13 protein-coding genes are annotated in these 20314 nt (G+C 48.4%); 9 read left to right on the top strand and 4 right to left on the bottom strand.

Going from position 1 to position 20314, the window contains the following annotated elements:
* Positions 1-94 precede the first annotated feature (94 nt).
* The gene (locus LJ740_RS22115) at positions 95-790 is read left to right on the top strand and encodes a class I SAM-dependent methyltransferase (protein WP_229531315.1); all 696 of its coding nucleotides are present in this window, start codon (positions 95-97) and stop codon (positions 788-790) included.
* Positions 791-867: 77 nt separating this feature from the next.
* Here the strand turns inward: LJ740_RS22115 and LJ740_RS22120 are convergent, their stop codons facing one another.
* From LJ740_RS22120 to LJ740_RS22130, 3 genes are all read right to left on the bottom strand, one after another.
* Positions 868-1203, bottom strand: a complete 336-nt coding sequence (locus LJ740_RS22120) for a zinc ribbon domain-containing protein YjdM (RefSeq protein WP_229531316.1) — start codon at positions 1201-1203, stop codon at positions 868-870.
* 124 nt (positions 1204-1327) lie between these two features.
* Positions 1328-4465, bottom strand: coding sequence for an efflux RND transporter permease subunit (locus LJ740_RS22125; protein ID WP_229531317.1), 3138 nt, complete (start codon positions 4463-4465; stop codon positions 1328-1330).
* Entirely contained in the window at positions 4462-5526 is a 1065-nt protein-coding gene (locus tag LJ740_RS22130; protein WP_229531318.1) for an efflux RND transporter periplasmic adaptor subunit, read from the bottom strand. The genes LJ740_RS22125 and LJ740_RS22130 overlap by 4 nt, the downstream gene beginning before the upstream one ends.
* 163 nt (positions 5527-5689) lie before the next feature.
* On the opposite strand from LJ740_RS22130, the gene LJ740_RS22135 reads away from it, so the two are divergent.
* A complete protein-coding gene (locus LJ740_RS22135) occupies positions 5690-6730 on the top strand; it encodes a helix-turn-helix domain-containing protein (protein WP_229531319.1) in 1041 nt (346 codons plus the stop codon).
* A gap of 65 nt (positions 6731-6795) precedes the next feature.
* Positions 6796-8154 carry an amidohydrolase family protein gene (locus tag LJ740_RS22140; RefSeq protein ID WP_229531320.1) on the top strand — a complete coding sequence of 453 codons (1359 nt, stop codon included), beginning with the start codon at positions 6796-6798 and terminating at the stop codon, positions 8152-8154.
* A 10-nt stretch (positions 8155-8164) separates the two neighbouring features.
* Here the strand turns inward: LJ740_RS22140 and LJ740_RS22145 are convergent, their stop codons facing one another.
* Positions 8165-10111 carry a RecQ family ATP-dependent DNA helicase gene (locus LJ740_RS22145; protein WP_229531321.1) on the bottom strand — a complete coding sequence of 649 codons (1947 nt, stop codon included), beginning with the start codon at positions 10109-10111 and terminating at the stop codon, positions 8165-8167.
* Between the two features lie 345 nt (positions 10112-10456).
* Between LJ740_RS22145 and LJ740_RS22150 the strand changes: the two genes are divergently transcribed.
* The 6 genes from LJ740_RS22150 to LJ740_RS22175 all read left to right on the top strand — a co-directional run bounded on the left by LJ740_RS22150 (position 10457) and on the right by LJ740_RS22175 (position 20244).
* Positions 10457-10636, top strand: a complete 180-nt coding sequence (locus LJ740_RS22150; protein WP_229531322.1) for a hypothetical protein — start codon at positions 10457-10459, stop codon at positions 10634-10636.
* Between the two features lie 167 nt (positions 10637-10803).
* A complete protein-coding gene (locus LJ740_RS22155) occupies positions 10804-11190 on the top strand; it encodes a BlaI/MecI/CopY family transcriptional regulator (RefSeq protein WP_229531323.1) in 387 nt (128 codons plus the stop codon).
* A gap of 11 nt (positions 11191-11201) precedes the next feature.
* Positions 11202-13136, top strand: coding sequence for a M56 family metallopeptidase (locus tag LJ740_RS22160; protein ID WP_229531324.1), 1935 nt, complete (start codon positions 11202-11204; stop codon positions 13134-13136).
* Positions 13137-13263: 127 nt separating this feature from the next.
* Positions 13264-14604 (top strand): MFS transporter, encoded by a 1341-nt coding sequence (locus LJ740_RS22165; RefSeq protein ID WP_229531344.1) that lies wholly within the window; start codon positions 13264-13266, stop codon positions 14602-14604.
* Between the two features lie 170 nt (positions 14605-14774).
* Entirely contained in the window at positions 14775-18344 is a 3570-nt protein-coding gene (locus LJ740_RS22170) for an FG-GAP-like repeat-containing protein (RefSeq protein WP_229531325.1), read from the top strand.
* Between the two features lie 127 nt (positions 18345-18471).
* Positions 18472-20244: a vWA domain-containing protein gene (locus LJ740_RS22175; RefSeq protein ID WP_229531326.1), complete on the top strand. Its 1773-nt coding sequence runs from the start codon at positions 18472-18474 to the stop codon at positions 20242-20244.
* Positions 20245-20314 lie beyond the last annotated feature (70 nt).

Below are 20314 nucleotides of genomic sequence, written 5' to 3' on the forward strand. Positions count from 1 at the left end.
TATTTATGTAACAAATAAAGTTACGAGTATTGCCGGTTGTAAATTTTTAATGTAACTTATGATGTTACTTAAGGTGTATTCAGGACAATTATCTATGAATCGGGAAGAAATTACAGATCTGTTTGACCAACAGGCCACAATTTACGATGACAACTGGCAAAAAGTAAAACCCATCAAAGATGCTATGCATCTGGTGTTACAGGCGGCATTTAGGGATTTACCCGACGATGCACGAATTTTATGTGTCGGTTCGGGAACCGGTCAGGAAGTGGTGTATCTGGCCCAGGCGTTCCCATCTTTTCAATTCACCCTGGTGGAGCCGGCGCCGACAATGATGCAGGTTTGTCGCGCCAATTTAACCCGGCTGGGTTATGCGTCCCGCTGTGAGTTTCACGTTGGCTATCTTGAGAATTTATCGCATACACCCATACATCATGCTGCCACCAGTTTATTGGTGTCACATTTTCTGATGGACCCGGCGGCCCGCAGTGAGTTCTTTCGCGAAATTGCTGCCCGGCTATTGCCCGGTGGCATATTGTTCAATGCAGATTTGATGGCCGATACTGAGTCTGCCGACTACCCGGCAGTATTAAATTTGTGGATGTCGGTGTTACATCAAACAGGTATGGATGCCGCCAAAAAACAGGAAATCAGAGAAACCTATGAGCGTGATGTCGCGATTTTACCGGCACACAAGGTTGTGTCACTGATCGAAGCTGGTGGATTTAACAAGGCACTCGCTTGCTATCAGGCGGGCATGATCACTGCGCATACGGCATTTAAATCCTGATAGCTGCTAAACTAGCGTTATGTGGCTTCTTGTTTTATGCAGGAAGCCACCTGAAGGTAATTTGCCAGTCGAATCTGTCAGGCCTTTTTCACAAACTTCGCGGTGACCATCATTTCTCCGACACCATCCACTTTGCAGTCCAGCTCGTGATCTTTTTTATCCAGCACCCGTCTTACCAGTGCTTTGGTGCCAATTTTAATCACCTGAGAACTGCCTTTGATCTTGAGATCTTTGATAACCGTGACCTTGTCGCCATCCACCAGTAACGCACCATTTGCATCTTTGACGTTAATGGCTTCGTCTTCTTTTACTTCTGTGGGGTTCCACTCAAAGGCACATTCCGGGCAAATCAGGTTGTCCTGATCCTGATAAACATATTCGGAGTTGCATTGCGGGCAGGGAGGAAATGACATCGGATTTTCGCTATATCTAAAAAAACCTCGCAGAGTATAGCAAACTTAGCCACATGCAAGCGGATTAAGCACAATATTACAGATTAATATAATAAAATGCTTAGTCCGTTTTCCTTGCCTGAGATCAGGCGTTCTGGGCCGACTTCGTGGGGGTATCTTTTAACAATGCGACCAGTAGCGCCGGTAAAAAGCTCATGGTCAACACCATGGAGCCCAGGATGCCACACAATACAATGATGCCCACGCCCCGATACAATTCTGTGCCCTCTCCGGGGATTAATACCAATGGTGCAAGCCCCAGGATCGTGGTGGACGTCGACATTAATATGGGGGTCAGGCGACGTTTAACTGCCTGATGCACAGCCTCCTGCACGCCCATGCCAAGCTCCTGAATATTCTTGCGGGTTTGTTCCACAATCAAGATGGGATTGTTGACCACTGTACCCAGCAAAATCAAAAAACCTAACATAGTGATCATATCGAAAGGTTGATGAAAGCCGGGCAATCCTGTCGCTGAGACGACGCTGCCAACACCGTTGAGTAAAATCAGACCCAGTAAACCACTGGCCATACCCAAAGGCACTGTAGCCAGGATGAACAGCGGGTATTGCCAGTGCTTGAATATCGCCACCAGTAACAGGTAACTGATCACCAGCGCAATTAAGAAGTTTCCGGATAACGAGGCGCGTGTTGCCTGTAATTGATCTGCGGCACCACTGACATCTAAGCGGATCCCCTGAGCAATTTCACCTGACTGCCATAAAGTGGGCAATAGTTCTGTACGCACAATTTGTTCCGCTGTTTCCAGTGCCACATCTCTGGGAGGGATAATGTAAACCGTAACCGTTCTGTCGCCGTCAATACGGCGCAGGCTGTTACTGTTTTTGGTTTCGATCAGATCCGCCATGGCATTCAATGGCAGTACCCCGCCAGCCGGGGTGATCATTGGGGCGTGGCTTAATTGCTCGATGGTTTGGGCGTTCCCCGCACCGCTGTACAAGAATATATCAACTTTGTCATCGCCGAGGATAAACTCATCCACAAAGGCGCCGTCACTTAGTGCCGACACCGCGTAGCCAAAATCACGATTATTAAAGCCCAGTTCTTCTAACCTGCGCCAACGAGGACGTATCTCAATCAGAGGTTGGGTTAATGACAAGGAGCCCGGATCGGAATTGATTTGCGGATTATCAAAAGACGCTTCTGCCTGTCGATACACCGCTTCTGCTGCCTGATACAACTCTTCCATATTGGCCCCGGAGATATCCACCGCTACTGCCCGGGAACCGCCATCGTTGCTGGAGATAATTGACCCGCGCGACGAAAACGCCCGCATGTTTTCATAGCTTCTGAACTTTTGGGTGATCTGATCCATCATCTGGTTAATGTATGCCGGATCTTTGGGGGCGCTTAACAGCCAGATTCGCCCAACTGATACCCGCAGCATGTAGTATTCCAATGGCACCATATCGTCTTCCTGATAGTCATCTTCTGCCAGGGCGGTGTAGTTATCAAAATACGCCCGCAGTTCATCACCAATTTGCTGCATCTCAGTAAGGTTATAACCTGGCGGGGCTATCATCATACTGAATGCTTTGGGCTCTTCGCCTTCCGGCAGGTATTCAGCCGCTGGCATAAACCACCAGGCCAGAGCGGGAATGATCAGGAAAAACGCCACACTATAACCCCGGGCAGAGGTGCGGCTTTGGGTGAATAAGGCGGTGAATTTAAGCCATTTTCGCTCTGACGTGGTGCGTGACACGGTCACGAATTCTTTGTTTTTGGTAAGTTTTGCCAGGCTGACCGGCACCACAAACACCGCAATCAGCATCGATGCCAAAATTGCGCCTGAAATGGCGATGGCAATATCTGAATACAGCTGACCCGCTTCTTCCTGCACAAACAGGATCGGAGTAAAGACCATGATGGTAGTGGCCGTTGAGGCCAGTACTGCCGGCCAGACATCCTGCACCCCGTCTATCGCGGCCTGCAATTTGGAGGTGTTTTTACGCCAGGCTTCTATGATGGATTCCAGCACCACAATCGTATTGTCCACCGTCATACCAATGGCAAAAGCCACACCGGCAAGCGAAATTACGTTGATGGTTCGGCCCATCAGATTCAGGGCGACAAATGCCGCGATGGTGCAAACCGGAATACCCAGAACCCCAACCAGGGTGGCTCTGCCAGAGCGCAAAAACAGGTACATGACACCGGTGGCCAGCAACGCGCCTAAAATCAGGTTAAACCAGACATTTTTCAGAGAATCCTGTACGTATTGCACATCGTCTCCCATCAGGATCATCTCAAGGCCGTTTTGCGCCAGCAAATTGTTGTTCAGATCCTCAACGATATCTAAGATGCCTTGCTTGATGGCAATCACATTTGAGCCACTTTCCCGTCGAACTGACAACATCAGATTGCGCTGACCATCGAAATATGACAAACCACGTGTTTCGAAATGGTCTAGCTGGATATCGGCGATGTCGCGCAGGTAAACACTGTTGTCGTTTACCCGTTTGATCTCAATGTCACCGATTTCGGACAACTCTTCAAAGCGGCCGACTACCCGCAATAAATAGCGATTTTGCCCGCTTTCGATATCCCCGGCAGACGCATCCCGATTTCGATCCCGTACCGCATCGCGAATTTCACTGAGGCTGATACCTCGTTGCGCCAGCCTCGCCGCATCCACTCTTATCTGGATTTGGCGGGCCGCGCCGCCATTGACACCAATTTCAGATACCCCTTCAACGCTTTCCATACGGGGACGAACGTAATCCTGAGCAAAGTCACTGAGCAAATCCATGTCCAGTTGTAGCGGGTTTCCAGGCAAGGGCTTGAGCGCAAAATACATAAAGGCGTTGCTGGAAAAGGCACTGGAGAATAATCTGGGCTGGTCGACATTTTCCGGGTATGAAGGCACCTGGCTAAGGGCATTGTTGACCCGGATCAAGGCGTCATTTGCATCGACACCAAAAGGGAAATCCAGTTCAATATTGGCTTCGCCCATTTCGGCGTATGAGGTCATTCGTTGTAAGTTGGGTAAACCCCGTAAGTAGCGCTCCTGCTCAATCAGAATTTCTTTTTCGATATCCTGTGGTGTGGCACCTGACCAACCAGTCTGAACGGTTATCGTGCGTACTTCCAGGTCAGGGATCATCTGAATTGGTGTCTTGCTCGAAGTCACCAGACCCAGGATTGCGGCGATAAATACGCAAACCGCTACCAGAATCCCCCGGTGAGCTACTGCCGCTATCATTCTGCATCTCCCGATTGTTGCATACTGACCTGGGTGTTTTCCTGCAGCAATTGCACACCTTTGTTTATGTAAGGAACATCGGCTGGGGCACCGGATACTGCCACCCGATCTCTGTCACGCTGTTTGATCTTAACAATGTGGCGTACCGTTTTATTGTCCTGCACTGAAAATACGCTGTTTCCGCCATCCGGGTGAGACTTAATGGCAGATTTGGGTAACCACAACAACGGCTCTGCATGGGCACTCAAATCCAGTCGCATCGTGGCAGACATACCGGCGATAAGGTGCTGATCTGCACTGACATCCACAAGCATATTAAATGTGCGGGTTTGCGGGTCCGAAACCGGTACAATGGCAGATATCGGTAATTGCATTGTTTGCGCCTGAGCGTTGTCAGCGGTAACACGGACAGTTGCTTTGCCACTGGCCAACAGCGCCGCGATGGCACCGTAGTGTTCCTGAGGAACCGCAACTTTGAGTCGTAATTGGGTGTTAGACACCAGATTGAATATGGCAGTTTGAGGTTGTACCCATTCACCGAAATCAGCATTTCGGGTTGTGATCACTCCTGAAAAAGGGGCGTAAACAGTATGCCGCTTTAACACTTCCTGCTGCAGGCTCAGGCTGGCGTTTGCGCGTAATAGCGAGGTTTCAACTTCGGATACTCTGGACTTTCGCTCGGCAATTAAGGTTTCAGGGACAAACTGCGTTTTTGAAAGTCTCAGAGCCTCACGATAAACGCGCTGTGCTTCGGCAAGCTGGACTTCGGCGGTTTTTACTGCTGCCTGTAATTCCTGTAACTGAAACTCTGCCAGGCTGGCGTCTAACTGTAAGAGTTTTTCTCCTTTTTCAACACTGTCGCCCATATCCTTGTACAGGGACGCCACCAGGCCTGCTTGCTGCACTGCAATACTGGCGTCCTGAATGGCTTCAATTGTGCCGGTAAGTTGCAGTGTTTGTTGATTCACCACTGATTCCGGATACACTACCGAGACCTCCTGTACCTGAGCCACATTGCTGACAGAAACAAGCAAACAGAGTAAGGGAAGTAAGCGCGACATTAATTGTATCTCCATGGGTATAGTCAGCTGACGGGAAAAAAGATGAGATTGAAAAGCTCTCATTCTCATTTGCATACGATATCATAGTGTAAGAAGTTTAAAATGTATTTGAATTATCTATTCAATAACAACCTGGTTTGTTCAGTTACAGAAGGTGTGCTTGATGCCTGAACTAAATGCAGTGAACCTGATCCAGTCAGCGACACTTGGTGTGTCTGTGTTGGGCGCTATTTTGCTGTATCGCAAACCCGCTTGCCGCGCCATTGCATTAGTTATGCTGCTGGTGGGGATAGCCGCTTTAATCAATATTCTGGAAGAGACGGGTATTAGCCGTGGTTATTACCTGGTGAGTCCGGTGTTTGTTATGTTGTTTGGCCCATGTATTTATCTGGCTATCAAGCAGTTCTTGTTGGGCCAATTAAGTCGTGCAGATGGCCTGCATCTGTTGCCTGTTATTCCGGTGGTGTTTTTCACAGAATATGTGCAACAGGTGATTGCCCTGGGCACACTATGGCGTTTGGGCTATGCGGTTTTAACTGCACACCTGCTGTACAAAACCAAGTGTCAGTTAGATGAACAGCGTTCAGATACGCAAGAGTATACTTTTCAGTGGCTGGTGTGGGTTGTTGCGGTGTCTGCCATTTTTAATCTTGTGGATATGCTGCGATTAAACAGTCAGCACTGGCTAAATCACGACATCAACGTACTTGGGCAGGGCATTAACAATCTGATTTGGCTGATAGTGATCATGTTGATTACGGTCAGGTTAAATGGCCAAAAGGCACCACCCGCAATAAATCGTGAAGCGGTTGCTGCGACCACTGAAAACGCGTCCAATGCGGAAGATTACCGGATTATCTTTGATGAATTACAAGACCTGATACAGCGCCACCAGTGGTACCTGCAACCCAGGCTAACCTTAACCGAGTTGAGTCAACTGACTGGCTTTCAGACCCGTGACATCTCCAGAGCCATCAATTTGCTGGCAGGAAAATCCTTCAATGATTATATCAACCAGTACCGGGTTGAAGTGGTATGCCAGGCAATCCAGGCAGGAGCATCCGGATCGTTGCTACAGATAGCCACCGACGCCGGTTTCAGCTCCAAAGCATCGTTTAATATGGTTTTCAAAGACATGCTTGGGCAAACTCCCAGTCAGTATAAACAGGTCCAGGATCGTGATTCTCAACGTCTGAAATCCTGATACTAAGCGAGTTGAGACAATCGCGCATGTAACCTTCCCGTTATGTTTAACGAGAAGAGTTTATTATGAGATTAATTACCACTTTAATGCTGCTGTTTGTTGTCAGTTGTGCCAGCAGTAATCCGCCAGTTTCTAAGATCAATGAATTTGTGTTGCACAGTGTCAATATTATTGATGTCGCAAACCAAAAGTTACTGGCCGATCAGGCTGTGTTTGTTCGGGACGGCAAAATAACGCAGGTGTTGCAAAACGATGTCGAAGCGCTACCGCAAGACGTGCCTTTAATCGATGGTGAGGATGGATATGTAACACCTGGACTAATCGACATGCACGTGCATATGTACGAACCTGCCGCCTATAGCATTGCACTGAGCCACGGCGTGACCCATGTGCGGGTAATGAACGGAATTGCTCAGCAACTGAACTGGCGCGATGCGGTGCAGGATGGTGAATTAGTCGGAGCCAGTTCCACGGTGAGTAGTCCGATAATCTCCGCTTATGATGACGCCATGTTACATCATACGGTGCATACTGCGCAGGCCGCCCGAAGCGCGGTACGCAACTATCAACAACAAGGCTATGACCTTATCAAAGCCTATGGCAATCTCAGCGAAGAGGCTTTGCTGGCACTGGTAGATGAAGCGAAAAAAATCGGTATTCCGGTGGCCAAACACGGTCCTCATGCGTCAGGGGAATTACCGGTCAGCACATTGGCAGGATTACAGTCTTTTGAACATGTTGAAGATATTTTTCAGGGGTCACTGCAATATCAGTTTGCGCCCAACGCGCTGCCGGAAGTCATTCAGGCATTGCACGCTACACGGGTTCCTGTGACACCGACCCTCAATATTTTTTACCAGTTAACCCGGTTAAGTGAACAAAAACAGGGCTATCTGGATAGTATTCCGCAAGAATACACGTCAGAGATCATTGCTCTGGAGGCAAAGCACAATCAGGTGGCACGTTGGCTGGATGCTTCAGACAACATGGCAAAACACAATCGCAGAACCCTAAAATTCTTACAGTATATTACTGAGCAACTACACAATGCTAAGGTGCCTTTGCTGGTGGGCTCTGATTCCGGTGTACTGCTTTCACCTCATGGTTTGGCCACCCACACTGAAATGGCCTTGCTGCATCAATCGGGGCTCGACAGTTTTGCCGTGCTTGCAGCGGCAACGGTGAATCCGGCTAACGCGTTAGGCCTGAATCACACAATGGGTAAAATCGAAGCCGGTTATCAGGCTGATTTTATTTTTTCCAAAGGTAATCCACTACAGGATCTGGCGGTACTGAAAAATCCAGATGCAGTTAGCAAACTCGGCACCTGGTATGACAGTGAGGCACTGATCGAACTACGCAATCAGGCCATTGCGGATCGCAGCCTGTGGGCAGAGATTTCTGCCCTCTGGCAGGCGCTTTAACCTGGCACCATTAACCTAATGGCGGCAAGTTTGCCGCCTTTTGCCGAACTTCCTCAAAGCGTTGCAGTTCGCAACTGCCCCAGCCCGGTAATTGTCTGGCTTTGCCCCGGGTAAATAGCGGCTGTGTTAAACCGCATAAAAACCGGGCCGCAAGCGTTTCTGAGATGTGTGGCAAAGTCAGATGCTTTTTCAGGCCCACCAGATTGTGTTGCAGGGTAGCATCATCCGGAAATGGGAGAGGCTGAGATTTTGGCAGGTGCGCCACCTGTCCCTGACAGACTGAACAGTGACCACAATGTTTGGGGGCCTGTTGATCATCAAAGTACCTGGCGAGGTTGTAACTCAGGCAGGTATCCAGCTCCATAAAGCGGATCAGCGCTGCAATGCGGCTAATTTCTGATTGTTCATTTTGTTGAAAATAGTGGGTCAGTTGCTCAGCCAAATCTGGCTGTGACACTGCTTCGCTGTTCACCTGATACACTTCGGTCATTTTACTGCTTTGCAGTTCAATGAGGCCCTGTTGCTGTAAATAGTCTAGGGCGGTTAGCACCCGGCTTCGGTCACAGCTGTAGGCTTGTTGTAATTGCTCAATATCCAGTATTCCCCAGGTTTTCTTAAACGCGGTGGCATCGAATATCGCTTGCACAAAGCGTTGCCGCTCAGCGGTGAAACGCGCCACAACGGATTGAGCGTCTGCCAGTAACCTTAGCTTATATTCGGCGAAATAACTGTACTTTGCTCGGATCACTTGTCTAAGTTCCAGTTGCACCAGCAGCGTTTTAAGTGGTAGTTGACGAATATTGCAGTCCTGACTTAGCGAATACAGCTGTAATTCCCAATGACCGTTTTCAGCCGCTTTGATCGCGTCAATAAGCCGATGGATACTCCCCGGTTCCGGTGTATCGCCATAGATGAAGTTTTCCAATGTGTTTAAGCTGCTGAGGTTTGCCAGGATTATGCAATCAGCAGGTTGACCGTCGCGCCCGGCACGGCCGATTTCCTGACTGTAATTCTCAATGGATTTAGGCAAGTCATAATGGATCACAAAGCGAATGTTGGCCTTGTCTATGCCCATACCAAAGGCGATAGTAGCCACCACTATATCGGTTTTTCCGGACATGAAATGCTGCTGGATTTCCTGTCGTTGCTCATCTCTTAAGCCGGCGTGATAGGCAACAGCATTGAACCCCTGGGCTTTCAACTGGTAGGCCAGTTGTTCGGCACTTTGCTGTAAGGTAACGTAAATGATACCGGCCCCGGTGTGTTGCGCGAGCAACTGGATCAGTTTCTGGCTTTTCTCAGTTTCAGCGACCGGCATCATCTGTAAATTCAGATTCGGACGATAAAATCCGGTTTGTACAATGTGTTCCGGCGCAATGTCGAATTTTGCTGCCATATCCTGCTTTACCTTGCGGGTTGCAGTGGCGGTAAGCAGCAGTACCAATGGAATATTGAGCTGCTGTCTGTAGGCCGGTAGTTTCAGGTAGTCCGGTCTGAAATTATGGCCCCACTCTGAAATACAGTGAGCTTCGTCCACCACTAACATGGAAATCGGGATATTTTCTATAAACTGCCGGAAACGCTCATTTTTGAATCGCTCCACAGACACCATCAGAATGCGCAGCTTACCGGCTTTAATATCGGCCATAACCTGTTTGTTTTGCTCTGGTGTGAGGGTAGAGTCAATGCTGGCGGCGGCTATATTTTTACTGGCCAGAAAATCCAATTGATCTTTCATTAAGGCCAACAGCGGAGAAACCACCAATGTCAGGTGGGGCAACTGCGTGGCGGTGTACTGGTAACACAAAGATTTGCCGGAACCTGTCGGGAAGATTGCGAGTGAAGAATCCCCATTTAATAGCTGATGTACAGTGGTTTCCTGGCCAGGACGAAAACGACTAAAGCCAAATAGTGTCTGTAAGTTTTGAATTGTCTGTGACGAAGTGATTGCTTCCATGCTGTTTCCGTGGGTTGGTAACCTGCTGACACTCTAACCCTGGCGAATGAAGGGTACAAGGCCTGGAATCGCTTAAAAGGTACAGGTTTGTTACCCGTTTTTTGGATTCAAAGGAAAAACCAGGTTAACTACGAAGTCTTTCGTTTTTAGACTTGACAGCAGTAATGTGATTCGTATTTAATGCGCACTACTACGATATCTTTCGTACTAAAAGTTGATCGTACTAAGGTGTTGAAAAAATACTGAGTTGCCGCTCAGCCTGTACAGACGCTTAACCCGCTAGTGTTAAAAGCTGTCTCACAGGAAAGCGAAAAACAATAATTCACAAAAAGCAGGAGTGTGAGCATGAAAAAGCTGATTTTGGTAAGTTTAAGCGTGGCTTTGTTGGGTTTAGGTGGTTGTTCTTCCACGGGAGACGTTGCTAAAGCTGAGGAAAAAGAATCGAACAAGCAGTCATCTTCACAAACTCGTCGCGCTGGAGAGTGCAGTTCTACAGGGTCCAGATTAGGAAACAGATGTCGTTGATCCAGGGCAAAGTATAAGGCATCTGAACAGGGAAGTTACACTTTCATTGATATTGGATTTAAGGGGAGACCTTCAGAGGTACTCCCCTTTTTAATCTCAGAAACTTGAATTATACGATGAGTTTCGTATATTTAGCACTAATCAACGCAATCAAGCGGGCTTAAAAAATGACGCGAGGCAAATTTAAAGGGGTGCCTACCAGTGCCGAGCTGCAACTACTCAGAGTACTGTGGGAGATAGAACCCACCACAGTGCGTGAAGTACACGAGAAAGTGAATAAGCACAACAAAGTGGGCTACACCACGGTGCTGAAAATGTTGCAAATAATGCATGAAAAAGGCCTGGTTGAGCGCGATGAATCAAGTCGGGCACACATTTATAAGGCGATTTATTCTGAAGAGCAAACGCAAAGCTCAATGGTAAAAGATATGCTGAACAAAGCCTTTGGCGGTTCAAAATCTAACCTGGTCATGCGGGCATTGGGGAAATCCCCCAGTGCACAAGAACTGGCTGAAATAAGAGCGCTGCTGGACTCGCTGGAAAAAGACGCTTAACAGGAGATGTCATGGATTGGTTAAACCTGATTGCAAACAGCGCAATATTACAGACCTTAGCTCAAACCCTGATGCACTTTATCTGGCAGGGCACGTTACTGGCCGTTGCTTTGTTTGTATTGTTGAAAACGATTGATATTCGCCACTCTGAACTGCGCTACAGTGTGTCACTGGGGGCCTTGTTGTTGTGCGTTATTGCTCCGGTCAGTACCTTTTGGTTTTTATATCAACCGCAAATCCTTGCGCCATCGGTAGATGTCGGCCTGGTGTTGAGCAGTGTTTCAACCACGGTGATCCAGGCAGGGGGCTCGTTGAGCGAGTCCGGTTATCTGAGCCTGTCGTTGCTGACCACCGAGTTACTTGATTATTTTAATTTACAGAACATGCTGGCAATTCTGCCCTTTGTTGCCCTGGCATGGCTGTGCAGTGTCACCGTTTTAAGTGGCAGGGTGTTGTTGCAAATGGTTGGCGTTTGCCAATTGCCCCACCAGGCAACACACTCGCCGGAACCGCAATTACAACGGGTGTTTGAGCGACTGCTGCTGCAACTGAACGTGACGGCCAAAGCGCGATTGTATATCTCAGATAAAATTGATGTGCCGATGGCAATTGGTTGGTTAAAACCAGTGGTGTTGTTGCCTTCTTCGATGGTGCTGGGATTAACACCGGGGCAGCTCGAAATGCTGCTGGTGCACGAATTAGCTCACGTCAGAAGGCATGATTATCTGGTGAATTTTGTGCAGACATTGGTGGAACTGATGTTGTTTTTTCACCCAGGGGTAAAGTGGATCTCAAAGCATATACGCCTGGAAAGAGAGTGCTGCTGCGACAATATTGCGGTATCTCATAGTGGTAGTCCTGTGGCCTATGCATCTACGCTCACTGATGCAGAAATGTCACGTAGTCATCACATTCCGGATCTGGTGATGGCCGCATCTGGTAGTGACTTAAAACAGCGTATTTTGCGCGTTGTTGGTCACGCTGATTGTGCCGGAGGACGAAACAGAACGCGCTTTACCGCAGTTTTGGCCGCAGTGATTTCACTGACTTCGGTTGTGGTTGTGCTGGTGTCCAACCATAACGATGCAAACTCTAAAGTGGTAAAAAATAACGCGCTTTCCTCTGAAAAATTAGAGGCTGAGCACAGTGCGCAAAGCAGCGTCGCTGAGGACTCGGGTGACATTACCCCCCAGGATCAGCAACCGGAGACACAAACTAAAGCTGAGCCTGAGGTATCCCTGGAAGCTTCAACCCCAAGTGAAGCTGTGTCAGCGCAACAAGAGCTCGCTGATGCCGAAAACGAGCAGGAAATCAGCCAGGAGCTAACACAAATCCCGGCGTCAGATGTTGAGGTGTCAGATGTTGAGGTGTCAGATGTTGAAGTTATGGCGTCGGTGCAAAATGATAGCGATCCGAATGAACACGCCAAAGTCAGTGAGTCTGCTGCTGTGCCTTCAGATTCGCCACCGGAAGAGTCGGCTAAAAGCTCTGCTGTTGACTACATTGCAGCAACAGAAGGCGCAATTTCTGCTGAGGTTAAACCATCAGCCGTTGTCAGTGCTGCTTCCACACTGGAAGGCCACAAAATAATAGCGGTTGGAGAAAAAACCGCTGCGCTGGTGGAGCAGGTCGATGCTATCCCGGCGGTATTATTAGAGGGCGAAACGCCGGCATACCCAAGGCAGGCCCTGAGACGCAAAATAACGGAAGATGTTGAAGTGTCATTTGTGGTGAATACGCAGGGGCAGGTGGAAAACATCGCGTTTAACGGGGATGCACATCGCTCTTTCCGAAAATCCATTACCCGTGCCCTGCAGAACTGGCATTTTGCACCCGCTCAGCAAAATGGCAATGCAGTAACCAGCCAGATCACCCGCATTTTTAGCTTTATTGAACCGGAAAACAATAACCTGACGACCACCGGCACCCGGATTTTTTCCAATTAGTACAGAGTTGTGAAATACCGCACATTGTCAGGCCGAAATTACAATTAATTCGGCCTGGCGCCTTGGCTTTTCTGACGACTTCCTCTAGTCTCTCGGTTTTAGATAATGGGCGGTTTTTGTTGACATGATGCGGGCTTTTTTTTCCTTATATACAACCAATCTTTTTTTAGTTGGTGGTACTGGCCTGCTCACCACCTATCTGGCGCTGTATCTGGGTAAACAGGGCGTATCTACCTTCTGGATTGGGATGCTGACCTCGTTTTATTACCTCGGGTTGATGTTGGGCGCCAAGATCGCATATCACTTTATTCGCTCCGTAGGGCATATTCGTACTTTCAGCGCCAGTACGGCCGTTGTGATTGCCTGTATCGCCGCCCATGGGGTGAGTGACAATGTTTATCTCTGGCTGGTGTTGCGGGTGTTGGTGGGGCTTGGAATGATGAGCAACTACATGGTGCTGGAAAGCTGGTTGAACGAACAGTCCGACCAGGACAACCGGGGCCGGGTGTTCTCGTTTTATATGATCACCTCCTATCTGGGTATGGTGGCGGGACAGTTTGCCCTGTCTCATTTCACTGAACTGGATTCAGCCGTGTTGTTTCTGGTTTGCATGGCGGTGGCTATCGGGCTGGTGCCAATTTCTATCACCCGGCGTATTCACCCCAAACCGCTAAAACCTATCAAAGTCAGTATCTTTAGTTTTGTTAGGGTGATCCCGCAATCGCTCACTGCCATTTTATGTGCCGGTATGATCAATGGCAGTTTTTATGGTTTGTCACCTTTGTTTGCCAGTAAAGCAGGATTTAGCGCCGAAGATATTGCGTTTTTTATGTCGATAACAGTCGTCGCCGGATTGCTTGCCCAGTGGCCAATGGGCATCCTGTCGGACAAAATCCGACGCAGTTTATTATTGCGTACTAATGCGGTGTTTATCTGTCTGGTGTCCCTGGCGCTGTTTATTTTACCCACAGAGCCCACCCTGGCTTTCGCACTGACTTTTGTGTTTGGTTTGTTTGCTTTTACTCTGTATCCACTGGCATCTGCGCTGGCCAACTCCCGCGTAAGTGATGAGGAGCGGGTTGGGGTGTCTTCGGCACTGTTAATTGCATTTGGTGTCGGGGCCGGTATTGGCTCTGCCGTTATTGCTCAATTGATGACTTATTTCGGGCATGAAGCCTTGTATGGCGCCATGTCTGGCCTGGCAATTATTATGTTTGTATCTCTGGCTTACATAAATTCCAGACAGAAGGTGGAGATTATGGAGCCTGACGACTATGTGGTGAGTGCCTCAGATATCACCAATTCACCGCTCGCTGCAACGCTGGATCCACGTATTGATGAAGAAACCGCACAGGAGCAGTTGTTGATTGTCGATGATGATGAACAACAACTCCAGGAGGAAGCGCAACAGATAGAGGGGGGCGACTCCCGCAAAAAGCAGGGGGATTCGGAAACGCCCTCCAGGTAAAAATGGCCACTCCGTAAGGAAAATGCCTTAATTTCACACTACACTTTGAATTCCTACCGGTCTGGACAAGGTTTACCTGGGCTCGGTATAAGCTGGAACGGGTAAAACGCATAAAACCCCAGTGTTACGCGTCTACTTTACTTTCATAGCAAATAAAAAAGGAATCTCTCGTGAAATTAAGGCATAGGTTCATCAGAGTCATTTTCATTAGCTCAATGCTGGTATTCACCGGCATCGCCGCCGCACAAACTTCCCCCGCTTTGTGGCAACTCACGCAAAATATTGGTCCGGAAGCGCTAAAAAACCGGGCACAACACAATAATTCTGCTGAAGTCACGCTAAACAACACCCTGGTGCTGCAACTCAAAGCTGATATGTTGCTGCGCCTGCCGGTATTTTCTGAAAGCGTTGAAGTTAAGCTGAGTCAATCGCGACAACAAGGCTCCACCATAGTTTGGGAGGCTGACAATATTCATGCACCGCATTTACCCAAGGCGCAGTTGTTCCTAAATAATGGCCGCTTGTCTGCCTGGATACCCACCATGGCGGGAACGTTTCGTTTACACAATGGCAAGCTGATCAAAGAGTTTAAAATGGGCGGAGATATTCCGGATTATCGCCTTCCTCAGAACATTAAAAAACTCAATAAAGACGGCGAGGTTTCCTCTGAAAATCATCAAAAGCGTGCGCCGACACACTCTGAGAATAGGCATGGCGGTAATCAATCCGCAGCTGGCGATCTTACATTTAATGTGTTGTTTGTGGTTACTAATGAATTTGTAAATAGTTATCCCGATACTGAGGCGCAAATCAATGAATATATCAGTGCCAACAATGCCATATACGAGGCCAGTGGTATTAATATTCAGATGGCGTCAGCAGGTATCATGCAGTCGGACCTGGAGCAATATTCCGCTGACCAGCTACTGGATAATTTATCCAGTAATGGCGGTAGTGACTCTACAGATGGTGAAATTCCGGATTCATTGATCAGCCCCATTTGGCAGGCAAGGGTAAACAACAGCGCTGATTTTATTGTGGTGATGTTGAACGATTTACCGGAAGGATTGTGTGGCCAGGGGTGGCTTAACGGAAACAGCAGTCAGGTGTTTGATTACGACTATGCCGTGAATGTGACGGCTGCGTTTACTACTTTTTCCGGCAATCCGCAGTTTTGTGGTTACGATACCCTGGGCCATGAATTGGGTCACAATATGGGACTGGCGCACTCGCTGCGCCAGGGAGATGACGGCAAGGTATTTACCTATGGTCGCGGTTATGGGGTGGTAGATGAGTTCACCACGATAATGGCGTATGCCAGCGAGTTTGGTTCTGCCTCTGAAGTTGCTGTTTTCTCTTCGCCAGATCTGACTTGTTTGAACCGCTATCAGTGCGGTGTAGAGCACACGCAATCCGATGGTGCTGATGCTGTATTTGCGGTAAATCAGGTCAAAGAAGAAGTCACCTTGATACACAACGACGAAGTGACTTTGCCGATTGCCGATGCCCTGGCAACATTGGATGATTCGCAACTGGCTGACTGTATTTCCGATAATTTTCCGGATGCCATCACCAATGCTCAGGTGGGGTTTCTGGTTTGCACAACGGATTATGCCATTCAGACCATCAATGGACTGGAGAACTTTCCCAACCTAAATACCTTTAGTATGGATGGCAGCAATGACACCTCTTTGGCAGTGTTCCGAAATATGCGTGCTATGGTGCAACTGGATGTGCGCGACTTGTTTATGAACTCTATGCGGCCCATTGCGCATTTACAGGATCAGTTGACTTTCCTACAGTTCAATCAGGGGAGTATGAGTTGTCAGGATGTTAATGCCGTTGAAAGCTGGGGAATTGACAGTTTTTTCCCGTATGGTCGATGCCAGTCGCTTTCAGATGACAGCGGTGATTTTGATAGTGACGGCATTAACAACCTCGATGATACCGATGATGATAATGACGGTATCGACGATGTGTCAGATGCCAGTCCAAGAGATGCCAGCAATGCCAATGATATTGATGATGATGGCGTGCCGGATAGCAGCGACGCCTTCCCTTACAATGAAAACGAAAGCCTGGACACTGACAGTGATACTGTGGGTAATAATCAGGACTCTGATGATGATAACGATGGTGTTCCGGATGCTGAGGATTGTGCGCCTCTGGACAATACCCAATCCAGCAATTGTGGCAGTGGACAAAATAATCCGCCGACCATTTCTGGCACGCCAGACAGTTCAGCACAGCAAAATAGCCTCTATAGCTTTACACCTTCGGCTTCTGACGCGGATGACGACAGTTTAACGTTTAGTATCGAGAATCGTCCAGGCTGGGCCAGTTTCAGTTCGGAAACCGGTACTTTATCAGGCACACCGGATAACGACGATGTGGGTACGTACTCCAATATCATGATCAGTGTGTCTGATGGTACTGAAAGCGCTGCTCTGAGCGCATTTAGTATCACTGTTGTGGATGTTAATGACGCCCCCGAGATTTCCGGTTCACCTGATACCCTGGTCAGAGCAAACAACAGTTATCAATTCACTCCGCAAGCCAGCGATCCCGACGGTGACAGTCTGACTTTCAGCATTGCCAATAAGCCGCTTTGGGCGAGTTTTAACACCAGTACCGGAACGCTTTCGGGTATACCTGATAATTCAGATACGGGTATTTATTCCGGTATCGTGATCAGCGTCAGTGACGGGGCCTTGTCGGATAGTTTACCCTCATTCAGCATTACGGTACTGGCGAGCATCAGCGATGGCGCTAACTTTGTGGCCTATGATTATGATGGCGATGGCATGGCCGATGTCGGTGTGCGCAGAGCCAGCAATTTTATGCAGTATATTCTGAACTCATCAGACGATACTATTCAGCGTATTCAGTTTGGTAAAGACACCGGTGATATTTCTGTCAGCGGTGATTTTGATGGTGATCAGATTGCCGATGTGGCGGTGCGCCGCGCATCAAATCAATTTTGGTATATTCTCAATTCCTCGGACGGTGAGATTCAACGTTTTAATTTTGGCAAACAGGCGGAAGATATTCCGGTTCCGGCTGACTTTGACGGTGATGGCATCACTGATATTGCGGTAAGGCGTCCTTCTAATCAGTACTGGTATATTTTGAACTCGTCCGATGGCGAGATTCAACGATACCATTTTGGCAAACAGGCAGAAGATATACCGGTACCTGCTGATTACGACGGAGATGGCCTGGCCGATGTCGCTGTGCGGCGCCCCTCCAATCAGTTCTGGTATATTTTGAATTCTTCTGATGGGGAGATTCAGCGTTACAACTTTGGTAAACAAGCTGAGGATATTCCCGTTCCGGCTGACTATGACGGCGATGGCAAAGCGGATATTGCCGTACGTCGACCTTCGACCCAGTACTGGTATATTTTGAATTCATCTGACGGTCAGATTCAGCGTATCCGTTTTGGGTTGCAGTCGGAAGACATTCCTATTCCGGCGGACTATGACGGCGATGGTAAAGTTGATGTGGCCGTCCGTCGACCGTCAACGCAGTTTCAGTACATTCTGCGCTCCAGTGACGGTGAGATAGAGCGTATTCAGTTTGGCCGGGACAGCGCTGATATGCCGCTGGCGGGACCCGTTATGACCCGCACAGCCGTGCAGATACCGGATAGCTCCGGGGCTGCGGCAGTGCAGGAAGAACCGTCTATACAAAGAAGTATCATCACCGCCGAACAGGCTCGTACCGAGCGGGTACAATAATCCATTATTGCAGTGAGGCGACACCACCAGGTGTCGCCTTTTGTATTAAAACACAAAAAAATAAAACCCTTTTTAAAAACTCATCCGTCAGTACTGGTATCAATCGTTACAAAACACAGGTGCTGATATGCAATACACTGCAAAATCTTCAAAGAATTTTCCCGCTTTATCTTGTCTGGCTATTACCGTAACCCTCTTGTTATCCGGATGTTCCAGTTCTGAAAAAGAATCAGAAGATACAACACAGCAGGTTATCTTGCTGGAAAACAAAGCGGGGCCAACTGAAAAGTCACAGGATGCTGCCGTCAACACACATGAGATGGTCGAACATCAGGTACTGGTCAGAATGGAACAGCCACAAGCCCGGCAGTATCAGCGCATAAAATCAGCTGTTCGACCCGCTTTGGTGTCCGGGATGATGGCCGATGCCTCCGTGTCTTTGCCTCAGCGGGAAAATTACCAACACTATCCCGAGAATGGGGTATGGACAGTAGCGGAGCAACCCTTGTCCACCTTTTCAGTTGATGTAGATACCGCCAGTTACAGCAATATTCGTCGAATGCTTGAGCAGGGGATTTCTCCTCCCGCTGATGCCGTTAGAATCGAAGAGATGTTGAATTACTTCGACTACCACTATCCACAACCACAAGGCGACGTGCCTTTTCACCTGGATACCCGGTTTGCCGCAAGCCCGTTAAACCCAAATAAACACCTGCTGCGTGTGGCACTTTCGGGAAAAACAATCACTGCTGAGCAACGGGCTCCCGCCAACCTGGTGTTTTTACTGGATGTATCGGGTTCCATGTCCGCGGACGATAAATTGCCTTTGTTGAAGCGTGCTTTGCAAATGCTGGTTAATCAACTGGATAACCGCGACAGTGTATCGATTGTGGTTTATGCCGGTGCATCGGGTGTCGTGTTAGAGCCAACATCGGGCGATGATAAGTTGGCTATTAGCCAGGCACTAGATAAATTGCAGGCCGGTGGCTCCACCAATGGCTCGGGGGGCATTCAGTTAGCTTATCAGATGGCGAAAAAGGCCTTTAAAGCGGAAGGTGTTAACCGGGTATTGTTGGCCACTGATGGTGACTTCAATGTGGGCACAACAGACCATGATGAATTAATGCAGCTTATCGAAAAACAACGAAAAACGGGAGTGAACTTATCGGTGCTGGGGTTTGGTCGCGGAAACTATAACGATCATCTTACTGAGCAACTGGCTGATAAAGGCAATGGCAATGCCGCCTATATTGACAATATCAACGAAGCCAGAAAAGTGCTGGTGGAACAGTTAACCGGAACCCTGCAGGTGATTGCTAAAGATGTGAAAATTCAGGTGGAATTCAACCCGAATACCGTGCATGAATACCGTCTCATCGGATATGAAAACCGGGCGTTGAACAAAGAAGATTTCAATAATGACAAAGTGGATGCCGGTGACATTGGTGCCGGGCATCAGGTGACGGCCCTCTATGAGTTAACACTTAAAACGGCCGGACAATACGACGTTGATACATTGCGTTATCAGAATGACCAGCGCAATGCGCCGTCCACAACAGACAGTAAGCAGGATGAAATCGCTCTGGTGAAACTGCGTTATAAAGCGCCCGACGGTGAAGTCAGCCAAAAGTTGGAGCAGGTGGTACACCTGGAGCAAATGCTAAACTTTCACGAGACCGACAGTAGTTTTCAGTTTGCGCATAGTGTTGCAGGCCTGGGGCAATTGCTGAAAGGTTCAAAGTTTGTCAGTGTGGAAGATGCGCAAACCCTGATCGAGCAGGCGAAATTGGCCAAAGGCGATGATGAACAAGGATACCGGGCAGAGTTTATTCGCATGATGGAAAACTGGTTGTTATTGCAGCATTCCAGCCAGTTCAGGAGGAGAAAACCACAACGGTAGAAGTGGTCGAATCTTAGTTTTTGTGGGATAAGGGTACATTGGTGAACACCGGGACAGAAAGGGATTGTGA

The sequence above is a fragment of the Planctobacterium marinum genome (genome assembly GCF_020687805.1).
GTDB classification, from domain to species: domain Bacteria; phylum Pseudomonadota; class Gammaproteobacteria; order Enterobacterales; family Alteromonadaceae; genus Planctobacterium; species Planctobacterium marinum.